Origin of the sequence: Rhodococcus pseudokoreensis (genome assembly GCF_017068395.1) — a bacterium.
Classification (GTDB): Bacteria; Actinomycetota; Actinomycetes; order Mycobacteriales; family Mycobacteriaceae; genus Rhodococcus_F; species Rhodococcus_F pseudokoreensis.
The window spans coordinates 8,293,336-8,312,104 of the sequence record NZ_CP070619.1 but is presented as its reverse complement, the minus strand read 5'-3'; the positions used below and the strand labels follow the sequence as shown (position 1 = coordinate 8,312,104).

At 66.0% G+C, this 18,769-nt stretch carries 17 protein-coding genes; 6 read left to right on the top strand and 11 right to left on the bottom strand.

The features are described from left to right. Positions 1 to 12: 12 nt before the first annotated feature. The 10 genes from JWS13_RS43280 to JWS13_RS45790 form a co-directional block, all read right to left on the bottom strand. Positions 13 to 789, bottom strand: a complete 777-nt coding sequence (locus JWS13_RS43280) for an SDR family oxidoreductase (protein ID WP_206011217.1) — start codon at positions 787 to 789, stop codon at positions 13 to 15. Next, a complete protein-coding gene (locus JWS13_RS43275) occupies positions 789 to 1,988 on the bottom strand; it encodes an acetyl-CoA C-acyltransferase (RefSeq protein ID WP_206011216.1) in 1,200 nt (399 codons plus the stop codon). Before JWS13_RS43275 ends, JWS13_RS43280 begins: the two co-directional genes overlap by 1 nt. A gap of 55 nt (positions 1,989 to 2,043) precedes the next feature. Next, entirely contained in the window at positions 2,044 to 3,027 is a 984-nt protein-coding gene (locus JWS13_RS43270; RefSeq protein WP_206011939.1) for a phosphotransferase family protein, read from the bottom strand. Between the two features lie 143 nt (positions 3,028 to 3,170). Next, positions 3,171 to 4,595 (bottom strand): NAD(P)(+) transhydrogenase (Re/Si-specific) subunit beta, encoded by a 1,425-nt coding sequence (locus tag JWS13_RS43265; RefSeq protein WP_206011215.1) that lies wholly within the window; start codon positions 4,593 to 4,595, stop codon positions 3,171 to 3,173. Then, positions 4,595 to 4,924 (bottom strand): NAD(P) transhydrogenase subunit alpha part 2, encoded by a 330-nt coding sequence (locus JWS13_RS43260; protein WP_206011214.1) that lies wholly within the window; start codon positions 4,922 to 4,924, stop codon positions 4,595 to 4,597. The genes JWS13_RS43265 and JWS13_RS43260 overlap by 1 nt, the downstream gene beginning before the upstream one ends. Next, a complete protein-coding gene (locus JWS13_RS43255; protein ID WP_206011975.1) occupies positions 4,924 to 5,076 on the bottom strand; it encodes a hypothetical protein in 153 nt (50 codons plus the stop codon). The genes JWS13_RS43260 and JWS13_RS43255 overlap by 1 nt, the downstream gene beginning before the upstream one ends. Then, on the bottom strand, positions 5,073 to 6,185 hold the full coding sequence (locus JWS13_RS43250; protein ID WP_420855038.1) for a Re/Si-specific NAD(P)(+) transhydrogenase subunit alpha: 1,113 nt from the start codon (positions 6,183 to 6,185) through the stop codon (positions 5,073 to 5,075). Before JWS13_RS43250 ends, JWS13_RS43255 begins: the two co-directional genes overlap by 4 nt. Before the next feature lie 34 nt (positions 6,186 to 6,219). Further along, complete coding sequence (locus JWS13_RS43245; RefSeq protein ID WP_206011212.1) at positions 6,220 to 7,299, bottom strand: porin PorA family protein; 1,080 nt, start codon at positions 7,297 to 7,299, stop codon at positions 6,220 to 6,222. 93 nt (positions 7,300 to 7,392) lie between these two features. Further along, a complete protein-coding gene (locus tag JWS13_RS43240; protein ID WP_206011211.1) occupies positions 7,393 to 8,544 on the bottom strand; it encodes an acyl-CoA dehydrogenase family protein in 1,152 nt (383 codons plus the stop codon). 300 nt (positions 8,545 to 8,844) lie between these two features. Next, complete coding sequence (locus JWS13_RS45790; RefSeq protein WP_241032533.1) at positions 8,845 to 9,555, bottom strand: Lsr2 family DNA-binding protein; 711 nt, start codon at positions 9,553 to 9,555, stop codon at positions 8,845 to 8,847. Between the two features lie 247 nt (positions 9,556 to 9,802). Between JWS13_RS45790 and JWS13_RS43230 the strand changes: the two genes are divergently transcribed. Continuing rightward, positions 9,803 to 10,714 carry a MurR/RpiR family transcriptional regulator gene (locus JWS13_RS43230; protein WP_206011210.1) on the top strand — a complete coding sequence of 304 codons (912 nt, stop codon included), beginning with the start codon at positions 9,803 to 9,805 and terminating at the stop codon, positions 10,712 to 10,714. Between the two features lie 64 nt (positions 10,715 to 10,778). Here the strand turns inward: JWS13_RS43230 and JWS13_RS43225 are convergent, their stop codons facing one another. Next, on the bottom strand, positions 10,779 to 12,194 hold the full coding sequence (locus JWS13_RS43225) for an amino acid permease (protein WP_241032532.1): 1,416 nt from the start codon (positions 12,192 to 12,194) through the stop codon (positions 10,779 to 10,781). A 452-nt stretch (positions 12,195 to 12,646) separates the two neighbouring features. Between JWS13_RS43225 and JWS13_RS43220 the strand changes: the two genes are divergently transcribed. From JWS13_RS43220 to JWS13_RS43200, 5 genes are read left to right on the top strand one after another with little or no spacing between them, the layout of a single operon-like run. After that, positions 12,647 to 13,420 (top strand): enoyl-CoA hydratase/isomerase family protein, encoded by a 774-nt coding sequence (locus tag JWS13_RS43220; protein WP_206011208.1) that lies wholly within the window; start codon positions 12,647 to 12,649, stop codon positions 13,418 to 13,420. A gap of 11 nt (positions 13,421 to 13,431) precedes the next feature. After that, entirely contained in the window at positions 13,432 to 15,609 is a 2,178-nt protein-coding gene (locus tag JWS13_RS43215; protein WP_206011207.1) for an acetate--CoA ligase family protein, read from the top strand. Beyond that, on the top strand, positions 15,606 to 16,406 hold the full coding sequence (locus JWS13_RS43210) for a crotonase/enoyl-CoA hydratase family protein (RefSeq protein WP_206011206.1): 801 nt from the start codon (positions 15,606 to 15,608) through the stop codon (positions 16,404 to 16,406). The genes JWS13_RS43215 and JWS13_RS43210 overlap by 4 nt, the downstream gene beginning before the upstream one ends. Continuing rightward, positions 16,403 to 17,542: a C45 family autoproteolytic acyltransferase/hydrolase gene (locus JWS13_RS43205; protein WP_206011205.1), complete on the top strand. Its 1,140-nt coding sequence runs from the start codon at positions 16,403 to 16,405 to the stop codon at positions 17,540 to 17,542. The genes JWS13_RS43210 and JWS13_RS43205 overlap by 4 nt, the downstream gene beginning before the upstream one ends. Beyond that, positions 17,539 to 18,744 (top strand): MFS transporter, encoded by a 1,206-nt coding sequence (locus JWS13_RS43200; RefSeq protein WP_241032531.1) that lies wholly within the window; start codon positions 17,539 to 17,541, stop codon positions 18,742 to 18,744. Before JWS13_RS43205 ends, JWS13_RS43200 begins: the two co-directional genes overlap by 4 nt. The last annotated feature ends 25 nt before the right edge of the window (positions 18,745 to 18,769 follow it).

Here is an 18,769-nt window from a genome sequence, read left to right as displayed (position 1 = left end):
TGATGGAAGCGTTCATTTCGCTACGCTGACGCCACCGTCGACAGGGATCACCGCGCCGGTCAGGTATGCACCCGCCCGCGACGACAGGAAGAGCGCCGTGCCCGCGATATCTTCCGGTGTGCCCGTCCGGTGTAGCGGCACTTTGTCCGTCATCCGCCGGCGTGCCGCGTCGTCGTCCAACGCGTGCGCCATCATCTTCGTCGGAAAGAGTCCCGGGGCAATGGCATTGACGGTGATGTGCTCGGCCGCGAGGGCTGCGGCCGTCTGCCTGGTCAGCATGTGGACCGCGGCCTTGCTCGCGGCATAGGAGAAATTGTCGGCACTCGATACGCGGAGTCCGTCGATCGAACCGATATTGATCACCCGCGCGGGGTCTTCGGCGCTCGCGGCGACTCGGAGCTGGGGCAGCAGTTTCTGGGTGAGCAGGAAGACCGCCTTCACGTTGACGCCCATGACCTTGTCGAATCCGCCACCGGGGAACTCGCCGATCGGTGCCCCCCATGTGGCTCCCGCATTGTTGACGAGCACGTCGAGTGATGGTGCGATCTGTGCCGTCCCGTCGGCAAGACTGTCGATTCCTTCGTCGGTGGCGAGGTCGGCGGCGTGGGCGATGCACGTCCCGAACCGGGACAGCTCCGTCTCCGCCTCCTTACAGACATCGGCCTTGCGAGAGGAGATGATCACGGTTGCCCCGGCCTCGACGAATCCCCGGGCGATCATCAGACCGATGCCACGGGAACCACCCGTGACCAGCACGTTCTTGCCGGCGACGTCGAACAGGCCCCGCATCACAGAACCTCGAACAGTCCGGCTACGCCCATCCCTGCGGCGACGCACATCGTGACCACGACATACCGCACTCCGCGACGTTTGCCCTCGATGAGAGCATGGCCGACAAGGCGCGCCCCTGTCATGCCGTACGGGTGTCCGACCGAGATTCCGCCGCCGTCGACGTTGAAGCGGTCGGGGTCGATTCCGAGTTCGTCGCGGCAATGCACGGCCTGGGATGCGAACGCCTCGTTCAGCTCCCACAGGCCGATGTCGTCGACGGTGAGATTGTGGTTCCCGAGGAGTTTCGGGATCGCGAACACCGGGCCGATACCCATCTCGTCGGGCCCGCAGCCGGCCACCGCGATACCCCGGTAAAGCCCGAGCGGTGTCAGGCCACGCCGCTCCGCCTCTCCCGCTTCCATGAGCACCGACGCCGACGCGCCATCGGAGAGCTGCGACGAGTTACCCGCGGTGACGGTCGATTGCTTCGTCACCTGCCCGTCGGGCAATACCGTGCGCAGGCCGGACAACCCGTCGAGAGTGGTTGACACTCTGTTTCCTTCGTCGTGCGTGAGGTTCACCTCCTCGGAGCGCACGGCGCCGGTGGCTTTGTCGGTGAGGGTCTTGACGCTCGGCATCGCGACGATCTCCTCGTCGAATCGCCCGCCGTCCTGTGCTGCGGCAGTGCGCCGTTGGGACGTCAATGCGTACTCATCCTGACGGTCTCTGCTGACGCCGTACCGCTCCGCGACGATCTCCGCCGTCTGCAACATCGGCATGTAGAAGTCGGGCTTGTGCTCGGTGAGCCACGGATCCGCCGCGCGGTGCCGGTTCATGTGGTCGTTCTGAACCAGCGAGATCGATTCCACCCCACCGCCGACCGTCACCTGCATGCCATCGGTGATGATTTGTTTTGCGGCGGTAGCGATCGCCATCAGTCCCGATGAGCACCTCCGGTCTATCGTCATCCCCGGTACCGAGTCCGGTAGCCCGGCGCGAATCACGGCCTGGCGGGCGATGTTGCCACCCGCAGTGCCTTCCTGGAGCGCGCAACCGAGGATCACGTCCTCGACTTCGCCGCCGTCGATTCCCGCGCGCTGGACAGCGTGCGACAAGGCGTGAGCGGCGAGTTCCTGCGCTTGGGTGTCGTTGAATGCCCCGCGGTACGCCTTGCCGATCGGCGTGCGTGCCGTGGAGACGATGACTGCTTCCCTCATGGTGCTAGTTCACTTTCTTCATCATGGTCGATTCTTTGCCCGCTTCGCCTACGTCTCACATGCCGGCGTCATCGGCGATCTCGTGGGCCTTGTCGACGAGAGCGCTGACCCGTGCCGCCGTGGGAGTTCCCGCGGTAGCCCTGTTCTGGGGCTCGTCGATCGCGCGTTTGCGCACTCCCTCTGCGATGACGGCGATCTTCCACAATCCCAGGGCATGCCAGAATTTCAGTGCCGCCGGATCTCTGCCCGTCTCGGTCAGGTAAATCTGGGCGAGCTCGTCGCGGCACGGGAATCCGTCGAGTGTGGAGGCTGCGAAGTCGCTACCCATCGCCTCTCCCCGCTCCGGCCAATAGGCGAGCACGGTGCCCATGTCTGCGAGCGGGTCGCCCAGTGTCGCGAGCTCCCAGTCGAGCGCGGCGATCACCTCGCCGTTCTCGTATGAGGTGATGACATTGCGCAAATGGAAATCGCCGTGCACCAATGTCAACTCGCGTTGCGAGGGAACTGCTGCGGACAGGCGTCTGGTGAGGCTGTCGAGCGCAGGCAGTTCCCGAGTCTTCGACTTCTCCCACTGCATACTCCACCGCCTGAGTTGGCGTTGCGCGTACGAGTGCTGGCTTGCCAAATCGAGCAAACCGACGGACTTCAGGTCCACCGCATGGATCTTCGCCAAGGTTCGCGGTAGCGATCGTCCGATGTCGCGGCGCAGGCGCGGTGCCAGTTCGTCTGCGATGGGCATGCGGTCAACCACCAGGCCGTCGACGAACTCCATCAACACCAGCGGCACGTCGGTGACAGCTGCATCCGCCGTGACGCCCAGGATTCGCGGAACCGGGACCTCGGTTGCCTCGAGCGCGGACAAGATCCTTGCTTCTCGCACCACATCGTGCGCGGACGCAAGCAGCTGTCCGAGCGGCGGTCGGCGCAGCACCCATTTCCGTTCGGCTTGATCGCGAACCAGATAGGTGAGGTTCGATTGCCCGAGGCCGATCCGATCGAAGCGAAGCGGTCCGGTCACGGCCACACCGAGGGTGAACATCCAATCAGCAGCCTTCACCGGTGCTGAGGGTTCGAGTGGAAACACGGTAGCTCCTGAGGGTGTTGACGAGAGTAGGCGGCTCCGCCGCCCGTGCGTGGTTAACGAGTCTCTGCACTCGCCGACCACGCACGGGCCCGGAGGGCCTACAGGGCCTTGAGTTCCTCGGTGACCTCGGAAACCGACTTCTTCGCGTCCCCGAACAGCATCGAGGTGGTGTCCGCGAAGAACAGCGGGTTGTCGATGCCCGCGAACCCGGAATTCATCGACCGCTTCAGCACGATCACCGACTTCGACTGATCCACATTCAAAATCGGCATCCCGTGGATCGGCGACGACGGATCATTCCGCGCGGCCGGGTTGGTGACATCGTTCGCCCCGATCACCAGGGTGACATCGGTCCGCGAGAACTCATCGTTGATGTCGTCCATTTCCTTCATCGCGTCGTACTCGACGTCCGCCTCCGCCAACAGCACATTCATGTGCCCGGGCATCCGGCCCGCGACCGGGTGGATCGCGTACTTGACCTCCACACCCTTCGCCTCGAGCAGCTTGGCCATGTCCTTGACCGCGTGCTGGGCCTGCGCCACCGCCAACCCGTAACCCGGGACCACGATGACCTGGTTCGCGTACGCCATCTGAATCGCCGCGTCCGCCGCCGAGGTGGCCTTCGCCGTCTTCGCGGTACCGTCCCCGACCGCCGCCGCCGCGCCGCCGCCACCGAACCCGCCGGCCACGATCGCCGGGATGGACCGGTTCATCGCCTTCGCCATCAGGTTCGTCAGGATCGAACCCGACGCCCCGACGATCATGCCGGCCACGATCATCGCCTGATTATTCAGCGCCAGACCCGCCGCCGCCGCGGACAGACCGGTCAGCGCGTTCAGCAGCGAGATGACGACGGGCATGTCGGCGCCGCCGATCGGCAGCACCACCATCAACCCGAGCACCGCCGCCAACACCAGCACCCCCACGATCCACCACTGGGAGGTGGGTCCGGTCGGGTCGATCGCCTTGACCCCGATCGCCACCGCCAACGCGACCGCCCCGACCAGTAGCACCGCATTGAGGGGTTGCTGCAGTTTGCCGATGCCGATCGGCCGGCCCGGCAGCGTCTCCTGCAGCTTCAGGAACGCGATCACGCTGCCCCAGAACGAGATCGACCCGATGACCGCCGCGAACAAAGAGGCGATCACGATGTGCACCGTCGGGGACTCACCGTGCGCGAACGCGGTGAACCCGTCCGAGTCCAGGAACTCCGCATACGCGATCAGCGCGACGGTGCCGCCGCCGACACCGTTGAACAACGCCACCAACTGCGGCATCGCGGTCATCTTCGTCCGCAACGCCGGCGGCACCCCCAGCACCACACCGATCACCAGACCGGCGACGATCAGCACCCAGTTCGAGGTGTCCCGGATCGAGATCAGGGTGGCGACCACCGCCACACCCATACCGACCGCGGCGATCTGATTACCGCGGACCGCGGTCTTCGGGCCGGTCAGACCCATCAGACCGTAGATGAACATCGAGAACGCCACGATGTAGAGCACGTTGACGAGGTACTCCATTACCGGTCCCCACCCTTCTCAACAGCAGCGGCAGGGGCGGCCGGCTTGGACTTGAACATGCCCAGCATCCGGTCGGTCACCACGAAACCACCGACCACGTTGATCGTTCCGAACACCAGCGCCACGAACAGGATCACCTGCAACCCCCACGGCGGGTTGTCGACCTTGCCGAGCACCACCAGGGCGCCGAGCACCACGATGCCGTGGATCGCGTTCGTCCCCGACATCAACGGGGTATGCAACGTGTTCGGGACCTTCGAGATCACCGCGAACCCCACGAACCCGGACAACACCAGGATCGCGATGTTCGCCAACAACTCCGCATACATCAGATGGCCGCCTTCGTATCTCGACGAACATCCGTCTCGCCCGCCAGTTCCTCCGACAGGTCGACGAATTCGTACGTTCGCCTCGGTACCATCACGTGGTCGAGGAACACTGCCAGCGGTGTCGCGAGTGTTTTGAAAAGTGTTGTGATCATGACGATTCCTTGGTGTCGCGGGTGACGCAGGACGCGGCGAGGACCTCGTCCGAGAAATCGGGCGCCAGCGCGCCGTCGACGAGCATCAGCTCCAGCAGCGCGGAGATGTTCTTCGAGTACAGCTCGGAGGCGTGCTCGGGCATGGACGCGGGCAGGTTCAGCGGCGAGCAGATCGTCACCCCGTGCTTGACGACGGTCTGACCGGGTTCGGTGAGCTCGCAGTTGCCGCCGGTCTCGCCGGCCAGGTCGACCACCACACTGCCGGGTTTCATGCCCTCGACCGCGGCGGCCGTGACCAACCGGGGTGCCGGGCGGCCCGGGACCAGGGCGGTGGTGATGACCACGTCGAACCCCTTGATCGCGTTTTCCAGGGCCTGCTGCTGCTGCGCCCGCTCGTCCTCGGTGAGTTCGCGGGCGTAGCCGCCCTCACCGGCGGCGTCGATTCCCAGATCGAGCCACTGCGCACCGACCGAGCGGACCTGGTCGGCGACCTCGGGGCGCACGTCGTAGCCGGTGGCCCTACCGCCGAGCCGCTTCGCCGTCGCGAGGGCCTGCAGGCCGGCGACACCGACCCCGAGGACCAGCACCGTCGCCGGCTTGACCGTGCCCGCGGCGGTGGTCAGCATCGGGAAGAACCGGGTCGACTCCGACGCCGCCAACAGCACCGACTTGTAGCCGGACACGTTCGCCTGCGACGACAACGCGTCCATCACCTGGGCGCGGGAGATCCGCGGGATCGCCTCCACCGCGAAGGCCTGCACCCCGGCCGCCTTCAGCGCGGCCACCTGATTGTCCTGATTACGGGGGGCGAGGAACCCGATCAACGTCTGCCCGGCGCGCAACCGGCCCACTTCCTCGTCCGACGGCGGCGCGACCTTCACGATCACCTCCGCCGACCACGGGTCGGCGATGGCGGCTCCTGCCAATTTGTACAACTCGTCCGGAATCAACGCGCCCAACCCGGCACCCGACTCGACCACCACGTCGACGCCCTTGGCGATCAACGACGCCACGATCTTCGGCACCAACGCCACCCGACGCTCACCGTCGTTCGACTCCCGAACGACACCGACTACGGGCGGACGGGGAGATTTCAGAGACTCAGACACATCCAATTCCTTTCTGTCCGAACCAAGAGCACTGCTAGTGCTGCGGTTCGAGTTCCAGGTCCGGGGACTCCGACGCCACTTGCCTTCTCCATCGGAGCGCAGCCAGCGCAATCAACCCGGCGCCGACGGTGAGCGCGACAATGGGAAACCACAGCCCGATGGCGGACAGGAGAGTCGCATTCTTCGAAAGGTCGTCGGCAACCGCGGTGACATCCGCGGGCGCGGTATGAAGCGTCGCGACGGACAGCGGAAGTATCGGCACGTCCTGGCCGTCGATCGGCACCGTGACATACAGCCCCTGTGTCTGCGCGATGTCGAGTGGCGTTCCGAATTGCTGATCGACGGCGACGCTCATCGAATTCGTGCTGCCGTAACCGATGGCGATCCGTTCCGGCAGCGAGGCCAGTCCCTCTTGGACAGCTGGGATAGAGGATTCCGGAACGATTCCGGCCTGCAGCAATCCGAGGACGAGCGCCTTGGGGAGTTGGGTGGGAAACTGCTCGAACTGCGCCAAAAGGGCCGGGCTCTGTATCGGTCCTGCCGCGTCAACCTCATATCGCTTGACCTGGCGACCGGCCACGGTGTCCTCACCGGTGAAGGTCGCGCTCTGGCCCGTCATTGTCACCGTGTCGTAGATCTGATTGCCATCGGCCGGGGGGTTCGGTGTGAAACTGAAGGCAACGCCCTCGTGTGGCTCGAACGTCGCCCGCTCACCTGCCGGTACCACTGCCTGCATTTCCTGCTCGGTCAGCGGCACGGGTGAGAAATCGACACGATTGACGGCAAAGGTGTGAGCATCCTTTTGCTGCGTACCGTCAGGGAGATTGATCGCGGTGTCGGTGGTGACAATTGCCGTGTCACCATCGACGGCATCCACGGACAGTCGACGGTCTGCGGTCACCGCGACTGTGGGACCGACCAGATTCGCCAGGTCATTCGATGCGAACGCCTGTTGGTTCAGCGCGCTGATACTGCCCTCGTACTTCTGGCTCGCAGTGAAGTCGGCAGGCAGCTTGGACAGCGCCGGCAACGCGACGAATCGGACCAGTACGCCACTCATGATCAGCACTATGCCGAGGACGAGCCATACGATCGAAGATCGGCGGACGGACATGTTCGTTCTGCTCCTAGTTGATGTCGGGTCGTTCGAATTGTGCGAGTGCGTGATTCGGCATTGCAGGAATTCTGCGAACCGACGAGACACCCGTCAGAGGAAGGCACTGACGCCGGTCTCGGCGCGCCCGATGAGCAGCTTCTGGATCTGGCTCGTGCCTTCGTAGAGCGTCATGACGCGAGCGTCGCGCATGTACTTCTGGACCGGATACTCGTCGACGTAGCCGTACCCGCCGAATGCTTGGATCGCGAGGTTGGCTGCTCTGACAGCGGCTTCACTCGCGAAAAACTTCGCCTTGGACGCCTCGACGCCGAAGGGCTTGCCCTTCTCGATGAGGTCGGCTGCCCGCCAGACGAGCAGACGCGCGGCGTCGGCGTCGACCGAGATGCTCGCGATCATGTCCTGGATCATCTGGAACGAGGCAAGCTGACGTCCGAACTGTTTGCGTTCCTTCGAATACTGCACGACCGATTCGAGACACCCTTGGATGATTCCGACGCAGCCGGCGCCGACGGAGACCCTGCCCTTGTCGAGCGAGTGCATGGCGATCTTGAACCCTTCGCCTTCGCCCCCGAGCAGGGCGTCACGAGGTACTCGGACGTTGTCGAACGCCAGCTCCGCCGTGGCCTGACCACGGAGACCGAGCTTTCCCTTGATCTCACATCTTCCGAATCCAGGAAGATCAGTCGGAACGAGGAAAGCTGAGACGCCGGTGGGTCCCGGACCGCCGGTGCGGGCGAACACCAGGCACAGGTCCGCCCACGTCCCGTTCGTAATGAACATCTTGGCGCCGTCGATCACGTAGTCGTCGCCGTCTCGAGTAGCTCGTGTGCGGAGGTTTCCCGCGTCGGATCCGGTGTCCGGTTCGGTCAGTCCGAAACAGGCGAGCACCTCGCCGGTGGCGATGCCTGGTAGCCACTTCTGCTTCTGCGCCTCGGTACCGTGGGACAGAATTACTTTGCCCACCAACCCCATCGACACCGAGACGATTCCCCGCACTGCAGAATCAGCCCGCCCGAGTTCTTCCATCCCGGTGCAGTAGGTGATGTAGTCACCTCCGAGACCGCCGTACTGCTCGGGGATCGTGAGTCCGAAGAATCCCATCTCCCCCAGTTTGGGAATGATCGACGTGTCGACCGACTCATCGCGGTCCCACTGCGCGCGGTAGGGAACGACCTCCTTGTCCAGGAACTCGCGCGCGAGCCGCTGGAAACTCAACTGTTCATCGGTCAGGACCAAGTCCATGGTCCACCTCCACATCGTTTGATCCGAGTGCCACGACTTTGGCCCGCACGGCCACAGACCCTCGAAATGCTCGACTTCGTTTGTTCCACAACGGCACTCACTGACAGCGAGCACTGCACTCCAAGTGAAACCCGAGCCGGACCAGAGAAGTTGTAGTTGACTTCAATTTCAACTGAAGCCAAGAATAAGCAACCCGAGACCGGGAAGTCAACGGTCAGCGGCGACCAATTCTGAAGTTGAGCGTAACTTCAACTTGAAGGTTGCGGGTCACCCACGAAGGCTGCGTAATCCCCACTGAAGTCAGCGCTCGGGGTGGGCGGCGGTATAGGCCTCCCACACCTCGGCGCGCAGTCGTCCGCGGTCGGAGACGGGAAAGTCGTGTTCGCGAGCCCACGCCCGGACCTCGGCGGTGGACGGCGCAGGTGCGTCAGTGCTGCCGTCATCTTCAGTGGGAGTCTCGTCGGCCGGTACTTCGTCGGCCGGTGTTTCGCCGGCGTCGTCGTCCTCGTCATCAACGTCGGCGGACGGGTCTGCGGCCGGCGATTTCCTGCTCGTCGCAGGCCGCCGGCGCTTCAGCTTGCCCGCGGCGCCGAGCAGGCCCTTACCCACGTCGACGTCGACGGCGGCGGTTTCGGCGCCGTCGATGACGTGTTCGACGGAGTCGTCGACGGGGACATCGTCGACCAGGTCCGCGGCATCCTCGACCAAGTCTTCGGCGGCTTCGTCTGTGCCGCCGGGGAGCAGACGGTCGATATCGACGTCGACGTCACCCCGAGCGGTGCCGGCGGTCACGGCCGCCACCCTCACGGCATCGAGGAGTTGACCGCGCATCGATTCGTCGAGGGCGGCGAACTCGGGCGATGCATCCAGCAGCTTCGCGGCGTGGTCGACCATCTCCTGCGGACTGCCTGCAAGGCGTCCGGCACCCGCCGCGACAAGCTTCGTGTGGCGGGCCCGGCCCAGCCAATATCCCACGATCACCGCGATCGCGACCTGCAGCCTGGTCATCATCGTCGACTCCCACGGATGGATTTGACCGTGCGGACTACTGAGCCGACTACCCTGGACCGCCCGCGCTCAATCGCCAGTAAACGACGGTGAAGGCATCACGACAGACCCGATCGAGCCGTTTCGCGATGAACACCCGACGAGTGCAACGGCAATTGCAGTAGCACGTCTTGAAGCAAGATCGCAACCATTACGATGGCGTTAGCACGACAGTGATCACCCACCGGTTCCCGAGGAGAAGAGGGCGCGCATGGCCACGAAGTCCAAGACGGCGGGTCCTGCGACCTTCGAGGAATTGCTCACCGAGATTCGTCAGCGCGAGGGCACGTTGTCGCCGTCGCACAAGAAACTCGCCGAGCGGGTGATGTCCGACCCTGAGGCGGTGGCGTTCATGACGATCTCGGAACTAGCGGCCGCGGTCGGCGTCAACGAGGCCACCGTCGTACGGTTCGCGACGGGACTGGGACTCAAGGGATATCCCGGGCTGACGCGCCTGTGCCGCGAACGTCTCCAGGAGCAGGCGCAGCTGCTGCGCCGTTTCGACAACCTCGAGCACATGGCCGCGGACGGGGCCGGGCTGCTGGAACAGACCGTCGCCCTCGACCAGGCCAACATCGCCCGCACGTTCGCCCGGATCGAGGATTCCACTTGGGATTCAGCGGTCGAACACCTCGCCCGGGCTCCGCGTGTGCACGTCATGGGATTGCGCAAGTGCCACGCCCCGGCGTACTTGCTCGGATACTTGCTGCGCATGCTGCGTGAGGACGTGGAGACGGTCAACGCCAGCGTCGGTTCGCTGACCGACGATTTGCGTCGGGTCCGCGAGGGCGACTGCTTCGTGGCGATGTCCATCCACCGTTACAGCGTTGACACCGTTCGGGCCGCCGAGTGGGCGAGGCGCAGTGGTGCACACGTCATCGCGTTCACCGACAATGCCAGCTCTCCGCTCGCCGCGTCGGCGCACGACACCTTTTACATCGACGCGTCGAGCGCCTCGGTGTTGCGGTCGATGACAGCGTTCACCTCGCTGGCTCAGGCCATGTCCGGCGGCGTCGCACAGCTTCTCGGACACCGGGTGCGCGAAACCCTCCTCGAGGAGGAGAAGCTCTTGAGCAGCTTCAGCGTGTACGTCACCGACGCCGCGACAGGCAAGCAGCAGTAGCCGGTCCACCAGAGGAGTGGGGTGCACCCGATCGGATGCACCCCACTCTCCTTGTGCGCGAGGGCTACTGCCGGCGAGATTCGGTCAGCGTGGTGTTGCCGTTTCCGGCCGGCACGGTGGTGCGTCGCTGGTGAATCAGGCCCGCGGCGACGGCCAGGGCGGTGACGATCATGGTCAGCACCAAGGGCGTTCGAGTGGCGGGAGTGAACGCCATACCGGCGACGATGGCGAGCAGGATGACGCCAACCACATAGGACAGGTAGGGGAAGCCCCACATCTTGACCGGCAACGCAGCCGTCTCCTCCGCGGTCTTCTTTCGGCGGCCGACGATCTGGGTACCGCAGATGCACAGGTAGACCACCACGGCGACGGCGCCGGACGAGCTGAGCAGGAAGGTGAACACGGCCCCGGTGGGCAGGAAGTAGTTCGCGATGACCGCGACGAATCCGGCACTGGAGGCTGCGAGCACCGCTTTCACGGGAACTCCGGACTTGCCGGTCCGGGCGAGCACTCGGGGGCCTTCCCCGCGGCGGGCCAGCGAGAAGAGCATCCGGGAGGAGGAGTAGATGCCCGAGTTCAGGCAGGACAGCACCGCGGTGAGGACGACCAGGTTCATGATGGTGTGCGCGCCGGGCAGGCCGAGGAGGTTCAGCACGGCGGTGTACGGACTCTTGGTGACCTCGGCGGTGTCCCACGGCAGCAGCGTGACGACGACGAGGATGGAGCCGACGTAGAAGATCAGGATTCGCCAGGCGACGCTGCGCGTGCTCTTGCGGACGGCTGTGACAGGGTCCTTTGCCTCACCAGCGGCGATGGTGACCAGTTCGGTGCCGAAGTAGGAGAAGAACACCGTCAAGGTGGCGATCAGCAGAGGTGTGAGACCGTTCGGGAACAGCCCACCCTGCCCGAGCAGGTTCGAGGTGCCGGGCGAGTCGAAGTGCGGCAGGACGCCGAAGATTGCGGCGACGCCGATACCGATGAACAGCACGATCGCCGTCACCTTGATCAGGGCGAACCAGAATTCGAACCGCGCGAAGGAGGTGACCGCCGCCAGATTCACCCCGGTCAACGCGGTCATGAAGATCAGTGCGTACAGCCAGGTGGGCACGACGGGGATCAGTTGGTTCGCGATCGCGGCGCCGGCGATCGCCTCGAAGGCGACGGTCACGCACCAGTGATACGCATAGAGCCACCCGACGGAAAGCCCTGCCCACGAACCGAGTTCGCGGGAGGCATAGGTCGAGAACGAACCGGTCTCGGGGCTCGCGGTGGCCAGTTCGGCGAGCATCCGCATCACCAGGATGATGAGGAGCCCGGTGAACAGATAGACCAGGACGATGCCCGGGCCTGCGGAGGAGATCGCCTTGCCGCTGCCGACGAACAGGCCGGCACCGATGACGCCGCCGATGCCGATCATCGTCAGCTGACGAGTGTTGATGGAGTGCTCGAGGTTTTCCGAGCTGGAAATCGAGGTTGGCACGATGCCTTCTTCCGTGAAACGCGGATGTGACCCAGGTAACTGCGTGCCAGCCATGAAACACGCCATCTGCGCTGGATGCAAGTCCATTTGCATATATGCCACTCGATGCAATTCATTACTGCGCTCACGGAAACACCCTCTCACCTGGCTGGACGCCGAACGGTCGACGCTCGGACGTCACCCGAAATGAGCATCCCCGCTGCGTCCAGAGACCCGCACTCGACCGGAATCATCGGGTGCCACAACGACAACCAGGCTCCCGACACGAATGAAGAACTCCCAATTTGCGTGACCTCACCCATTTGCAACTTTTCTTGCATCGACAGCCGGGATGCGGTTATATGGATCACAGCGGCCCCTATCGGAAGCACCCCGACGGGCAGTACCCTGCGGCCACACCGTCAGCAGGACAACGCATTACAGTCAGCTCGACGAGAAAGAGACGTGAGACGATGACGACCGTCCTGGCAACCCGTTCGGGTTCGACCGCGACCCTGGCCCTGAACCGCCCCGACCGCCTCAACGCGGTGAGCGAGGAGCTGTACCAGACGCTGATCGACGAACTGGTCGCGGCAGATTCCGATCCGGACGTGCGCGCGGTCGTGATCACCGGTGCAGGCCGCGCCTTCTGCGTCGGCGCCGATCTGAAGGCCCACAAGTCCGGCACCCGCAGCCGGGAGGAGCAGGCTCACTATCTCGACCTCGGCCAGAGAGTGTGCGAGCAGATCCAATCGATGGATACCCCGGTGGTTGCCGCGGTCAACGGCTACGCACTCGGCGCCGGCGCGGAGATGGCGGTCAGCGCCGACTTCCTCGTCGTCGCCGAGGACGCCCAGTTGGGCTTTCCCGAGGTCAGCATCGGCACCTTCGTCGGAGGCGGTGTCACCAACCGACTCCCCCGCCTCGTCGGACTGCGGCGGGCCACCGACATGCTGATCCTCGGCGAACGCTTCACCGGCGCCCAGGCGCTGGAGTGGGGACTCGCGCACTCGGCAGTTGCCGCCGACGCGCTATTGGACGCGGCGCACGCGCTCGCCGACACGCTTGCCGGGAAGGCCCCGCTCTCGCTCGCCCGGATGAAGGCAGCGCTGCGGCGTAACGACCCCCTCGACGTCGTCCTCGAGACCGAGCCCCAGGAGTTGCTGGCGCTGATGGGCACGCAGGACTGGGCCGAAGGCGTGGCGGCATTCGCCGAACGCCGCACTCCGATCTTCCAGGGAAAGTAGAGATGACAACGATGGCTCAGCCTTCCTCCGTCGCGGTCGCCGACACCCTGCCGGCCGAGACCCGCACGGCGCTGCAGCGCCTGTTCGATCCCCGCTCCATTGCGATCGTCGGTGCCTCGACCAGCCCGACCAAGCGCGGTTTCCAGGCCGTGCGCGCTCTGCAGCAGGCCGGGTACGCGCACCCGGTGTACCCGGTCAACCCGAAAGCAACCGAGATCCTCGGCCTCGAGGTCGTCCCCTCGATCGACGGACTGCCCTACGGCGTCGACGTCGCTCTCATCGCCCTGCCCGGCGCCGCCGTGCCCGACGCCCTGCGCCACTGCGCGGCCGTCGGCATCGCCGGAGCGGTGGTGCTGGCCAACGGATTCAAGGAAACCGGAGACTCGGGCGCCGAGCTCGACGCCGCGCTGGCGCGAGCGATCGCCGAGACCGGTATCCGGGTCATCGGCCCGAACACCTCGGGAATGCTCAACGTCTCCACCGGCGCCAACCTGGTGGGCCTGCAAGACGTGCCCACGGGCCCGATCAGCGTGGTCACCCAGAGCGGAAACATGCTGCTGTCCCTGGTCAACGACAACCGTGCTCTGAAGGGCCCCGGCTTCCACGCCTACATCGGCCTCGGCAACCAGGCCGACGTCCGCTACGACGAATGTGTCGCCGAACTCGCCCGCGACACCCGCACCGGCGCCGTCGCCATCCACTCGGAGGGTTTCGCGGACGGCCGGGCGTTCCTGGTCGCCGCGGCGAGCGCGGTGCAGGACAAGCCGGTGGTAATGCTGCGCGGCGGCCGCTCCGACGTTGGGCGGCGCACGGCGCTCTCCCACACCGGGTCGATCGCCGGTTCGGACGCCGTCGCCACCGCGGTCCTCCGCCAGGCCGGCGTGGAATTGGTCGACCGCTCGGACGAACTGGCCGTCGTCGCAGGAGCGATGGCCACCACCGCGCCGATCGCATCCGGCCGCAAGGTCGCGATCCTGTCCGACGGCGGCGGCCACGCCACCTTGGCCGCCGATGCACTGACCGCGCGCGGGATCGAACTCGCGCAGATCAGTGAGCGGACCCAGCAGGTCCTGCGTGATCTGCTGGGTGGGCCGGCGTCGGTGGTCAACCCCGTCGACGTGGCCGGGGCCACCGATGCGGATCCCACGGTGTTCGCCGACGCGGTGGACGCCCTGATGAGCGATCCCGCAGTCGGGTTGGTGCTGATCGTGGGACTGTACGGCGGCTATCACCTGCGGTTCGACGCCAGCCTGACAGCCGCCGAGGACGCCACCGCCGACCGACTCCTCGAGCTGACCACCGCCCACCGGGTTCCCCTGCTGGTACAGAGTTGCTATGCCGGGGACATCGTCTCCAACCACGACCGCCTGCGGGCCGGTGGGGTTCCGGTGATCAACTCCATCGACCATGCCGTCCGGGTGGTCGCCGCCCTCGACCGGCGCGGACGACGACTGGCCACCGCGTCGCAGCGGTCGTCCCTCACCCTGCCCGCCCCCGCACCACGTGCTGCGGCGGGAACGGGGATCCTGGACGAGCCCACCGCCCGCGCCCTCGTCGAGGACGCCGGGGTCGACATCGGCGGATGGACCTTCGCCCGCACCGTCGACGAGGTCGTCACCGCGGTCACCGGATACGGGCGGCCGTGCGCACTGAAGATCGTCTCGCCACAGGTGATCCACAAATCCGACGTCGGCGGCGTGAAACTGAACGTGGTCGGCGCCGGCGCCGCGGAGAACGCACAGGCAATCATCGACGCGGTCACCGAGAACGTGCGCGGCGCGGTGATCGACGGCATCGTCGTCACCCCGATGGCCGATCACGGCGTCGAACTGCTCGTCGGCGCCACCCACGACCCGATCTTCGGTCCGGTGGTGGCGTTCGGCAGCGGTGGCGTGATGGTCGAAGCCCTCGAGGACGTCACCTTCCGCGCGGCACCGTTCACCGAGATCGAAGCCCACGAGATGATCGACGAGACCATCGCCTCCCGCATGCTCGACGGTTACCGCCACCTTTCGGTGATCGACCGGACAGCGTTGGCCCGGTTCCTCGTCCGCGTCGGTGACATCGTCGCGGCGCACCCGGAAATCAGCGAACTCGACCTCAACCCCGTCATCGCCTCGAAAACCGGAATCGTCCCGGTTGACGTGCGGATCGTACTGTCCGACACACACTCTGGAGCACACGCATGAGCGACCCCCTGCTGACCGACCGCACCGGCGACACCGTCGTCTGGACTCTCAACAACCCCGAGGCCCGCAATCCCATCTCCGAGGCCGACACCATCGACGCGCTCGAGGAGGCCGTCACCGCGGTCAACCGCGACCCGAGCGTGCGGGTGGCGATCCTCACCGGCGCCGGCTCCGCGTTCTCCTCCGGCGGTAACGTCAAACACATGCGCGACAAGGACGGCATGTTCGGCGGGTCACCCGCAGAACTGCGCCAAGGCTACCGGCACGGCATCCAGCGCATCCCGAAAGCCTTGTATCACTGCGAGATCCCGACGATCGCCGCCGTGAACGGGGCGGCCATCGGAGCCGGCTGCGACCTGGCGATGATGTGCGACCTGCGGATCGCCTCGACCACCGCAAAATTCGCCGAGAGCTTCGTCAAAGTCGGCATCATTCCCGGCGACGGAGGCGCCTGGCTGCTGCCCCGCGCCATCGGCATGGCCCGGGCCAGCGAGATGGCCTTCACCGGTGAGGCGATCGACGCGCACACTGCACTCGAGTGGGGCATGGTCTCCGCGGTCACCGAGCCCGAACACCTCCTGACCGCCGCCCACGAACTCGCATCCCGGGTGTCGGCGAACCCGCCGCACGTGCTGCGGATGACCAAGCGACTGCTGCGCGAAGGGCAGCACCAGAGCCTCGAGAGCATCCTCGAGTTGTCGGCGGCCATGCAGGCGGTCGCGCATCACACCGAAGACCACCACGAGGCAGTCGGGGCCGTGCTCGAACGGCGAACCCCGCAGTTCAGCGGACGATGAACGCCCACATCGACGAGACCACGGTCGCCGGACTGCGATGGGTGGTGGTCTCCGGTGAACGCACCGCCGCGTTCACCCTGCTCGGTGAGTACGCCCGCGCCTCGATCACCGCCGTGCAGAACCAGCTGCCCGAACGCGAAGGATTGCACGCCTTCACCCGCAGCGGTCGCGGACGACGCATCCTGGCCGACGTGGTGACAGCCACCGAACAGGCGTACCCGCACCTCACCGCCGAACTGCGCGCGCTCGCGGCTGGCGCCGCGCTGCCCTACGAGGACCTGCTGCTGGCCAATCTGCGCGGTGACCTCGGCGTCGACGACGGCACCGGCTGCACCGACCTCGCCTGGCGCGGCACGTCGTCCTTCATCGCTCACAACGAGGACGGCGCTCCCGCCCTCGACGGACATTTCATGCTCCTGACCCTGCACATCGACGGGGACCTGCCGGTCACCGTCGAGTGGTATCCCGGGTTCCTGCCTTCCAACACCCTCGCCGCCAACGCCGCCGGACTGGTGTGGGGCATCAACCACATCCAGGTCACCATTCCGATCGTCGCTCCCGGCCGCCATTTCGTCGCCCGCGGACTGCAGCAGTGCACCACCTTCACGGACGCCGTCGATTTTCTGCGCACTCACCCCAGCGCCGGCGGCTTCGCCTACACGATCGGCGACACCCACACCGGTCGCGTCTCCGTCGTCGAAACGGCCGCGGGGCGCCACGCCGTCCGTGAACTCTCACCCGAGAGTGCATTCGAATGGCACACCAACCACATCCGGTTCATGCCCAACTCGCCGGACCGGGCGCCGGCCGGTGCCGCCACCGCCAACCTCGGGCAACGGGACGAGAGTCTTGCCCGGGGCAAGGTCCTCCAAGACATCAACCCGGCCCTGGAACCCGACATCTACTGGTTCGATCGAGTCCTGACCGGGTCCCCCATTCCCACCGGTGTGCACCGCACCGCCGCCGGCCACGACCCGCTCGCCACCCTGTGCACCACCGTGACCAACCTGACCGACCGAACCATCTACATCCGCAACCAGCACGGCCGAACAGCCACCCTCTCGCTGGCCGACTTCGTTGCCGGACAGCCCTCCGCTGAACGAATCGGCAAAGGCCTCGGCGGCGAGCGGCCATGACCGACGCCGTGTCACCAGTGGCGGCAGCCGCGCAGTGGCGGATGTGGCCGCTCTACGCGGCCGGTTTCACCACCGCCTTCGGGGCGCACGCCGTCGCGGCGAACCTCGCATTCGACCTCGAGGACCCCGGTGGTTCCCTGCTGTATCTCGGTCTGCTGCTGGCGCTGTACGACGGCGCGGAGGTAGTGCTCAAACCCATGTTCGGGACACTCGCCGACCGGATCGGTGCCCGACCGGTCCTCTTCGGTGGGCTCATCGGATTCGCCGCAGCCTCCGCCCTGTTCGTCGTTGTCGGCGACTCGAACTGGCTGTGGCTGGCCCGGCTCGGGCAAGGCGCTGCCGCGTCCGCGTTCTCCCCGTCAGCGAGCGCACTGGTCGCACGGATGACCCTGAAAGCCGGTCACGGCACCGCGTTCGGAACATACGGTTTCTACAAGAGCCTCGGCTACACGCTCGGTCCGCTGCTGGGCGGCGTGCTGGTGTGGCTCGGCGGCCTCACGCTGCTGTTCGCGGTGATGGCCGTCCTCGCGCTCACCATCGCGGCATGGGCGGCGCGTATGGTGCCCGTCCTGCCTCCCCTGCCGCGCAACCGGCAGACCGTCCTGGACCTGGCACGCCGTCTGACGGATCGGACGTTTCTCGGGCCCACCCTCGCACTCGCGTTCGCAACCTCGGCGCTGTCCGTGGGCGTGGGGTTCCTGCCGGTCACCGGGGCCGCCGCCGGACTCGGCTCGGTGGCGACCGGTGCCGCGGTGTCCGTCCTCGCGGCCTGCGCCGCCCTCGTGCAACCGCGAGCCGGACGGGCGCTGGACGCAGGTCGTATTTCGGCCGAATCCGGAACCGCGCTGGGTCTACTTCTCACCGCCACCGGACTCGGGTGCGCGATGCTCCCCGGCCTACCCGGTGTACTGCTCGCCGCAGTGGCGATCGGCTCCGGGACGGGACTGATCACGCCGTTGGCGTTTGCGTCGCTCGCCGGTTCGACTCCCGCCGAAAGGATGGGACAGACCATGGGCGCCGCCGAACTCGGACGCGAACTCGGTGACGCGGGAGGACCGCTGCTCGTCGGAGGCGTCGCCGCGGTCGCCACACTCACCGCCGGATTCGGCGCGATCGCAGCGCTCACCCTCCTCGGCGGCGCCGTGACCGCAGCCGCACCGCTGCGCCGCCATCTCAATTTCGTCTCGCCGAAGGACGAGTGACTCACACGGCGACAAGTGGTCTGAT

Excerpts from the sequence above, each read along its gene's own strand:
- JWS13_RS43280 (WP_206011217.1), bottom strand. The coding sequence starts at position 789 with ATGCGGGGCCTGTTCGACGTCGCCGGCAAGAACGTGCTGGTCACGGGT.
- JWS13_RS43275 (WP_206011216.1), bottom strand. The coding sequence starts at position 1,988 with ATGAGGGAAGCAGTCATCGTCTCCACGGCACGCACGCCGATCGGCAAG.
- JWS13_RS43270 (WP_206011939.1), bottom strand. The coding sequence starts at position 3,027 with ATGTTCACCCTCGGTGTGGCCGTGACCGGACCGCTTCGCTTCGATCGG.
- JWS13_RS43265 (WP_206011215.1), bottom strand. The coding sequence starts at position 4,595 with ATGGAGTACCTCGTCAACGTGCTCTACATCGTGGCGTTCTCGATGTTC.
- JWS13_RS43260 (WP_206011214.1), bottom strand. The coding sequence starts at position 4,924 with ATGTATGCGGAGTTGTTGGCGAACATCGCGATCCTGGTGTTGTCCGGG.
- JWS13_RS43255 (WP_206011975.1), bottom strand. The coding sequence starts at position 5,076 with ATGATCACAACACTTTTCAAAACACTCGCGACACCGCTGGCAGTGTTC.
- JWS13_RS43245 (WP_206011212.1), bottom strand. The coding sequence starts at position 7,299 with ATGTCCGTCCGCCGATCTTCGATCGTATGGCTCGTCCTCGGCATAGTG.
- JWS13_RS43240 (WP_206011211.1), bottom strand. The coding sequence starts at position 8,544 with ATGGACTTGGTCCTGACCGATGAACAGTTGAGTTTCCAGCGGCTCGCG.
- JWS13_RS45790 (WP_241032533.1), bottom strand. The coding sequence starts at position 9,555 with ATGATGACCAGGCTGCAGGTCGCGATCGCGGTGATCGTGGGATATTGG.
- JWS13_RS43230 (WP_206011210.1), top strand. The coding sequence starts at position 9,803 with ATGGCCACGAAGTCCAAGACGGCGGGTCCTGCGACCTTCGAGGAATTG.
- JWS13_RS43220 (WP_206011208.1), top strand. The coding sequence starts at position 12,647 with ATGACGACCGTCCTGGCAACCCGTTCGGGTTCGACCGCGACCCTGGCC.
- JWS13_RS43215 (WP_206011207.1), top strand. The coding sequence starts at position 13,432 with ATGGCTCAGCCTTCCTCCGTCGCGGTCGCCGACACCCTGCCGGCCGAG.
- JWS13_RS43210 (WP_206011206.1), top strand. The coding sequence starts at position 15,606 with ATGAGCGACCCCCTGCTGACCGACCGCACCGGCGACACCGTCGTCTGG.
- JWS13_RS43205 (WP_206011205.1), top strand. The coding sequence starts at position 16,403 with ATGAACGCCCACATCGACGAGACCACGGTCGCCGGACTGCGATGGGTG.
- JWS13_RS43200 (WP_241032531.1), top strand. The coding sequence starts at position 17,539 with ATGACCGACGCCGTGTCACCAGTGGCGGCAGCCGCGCAGTGGCGGATG.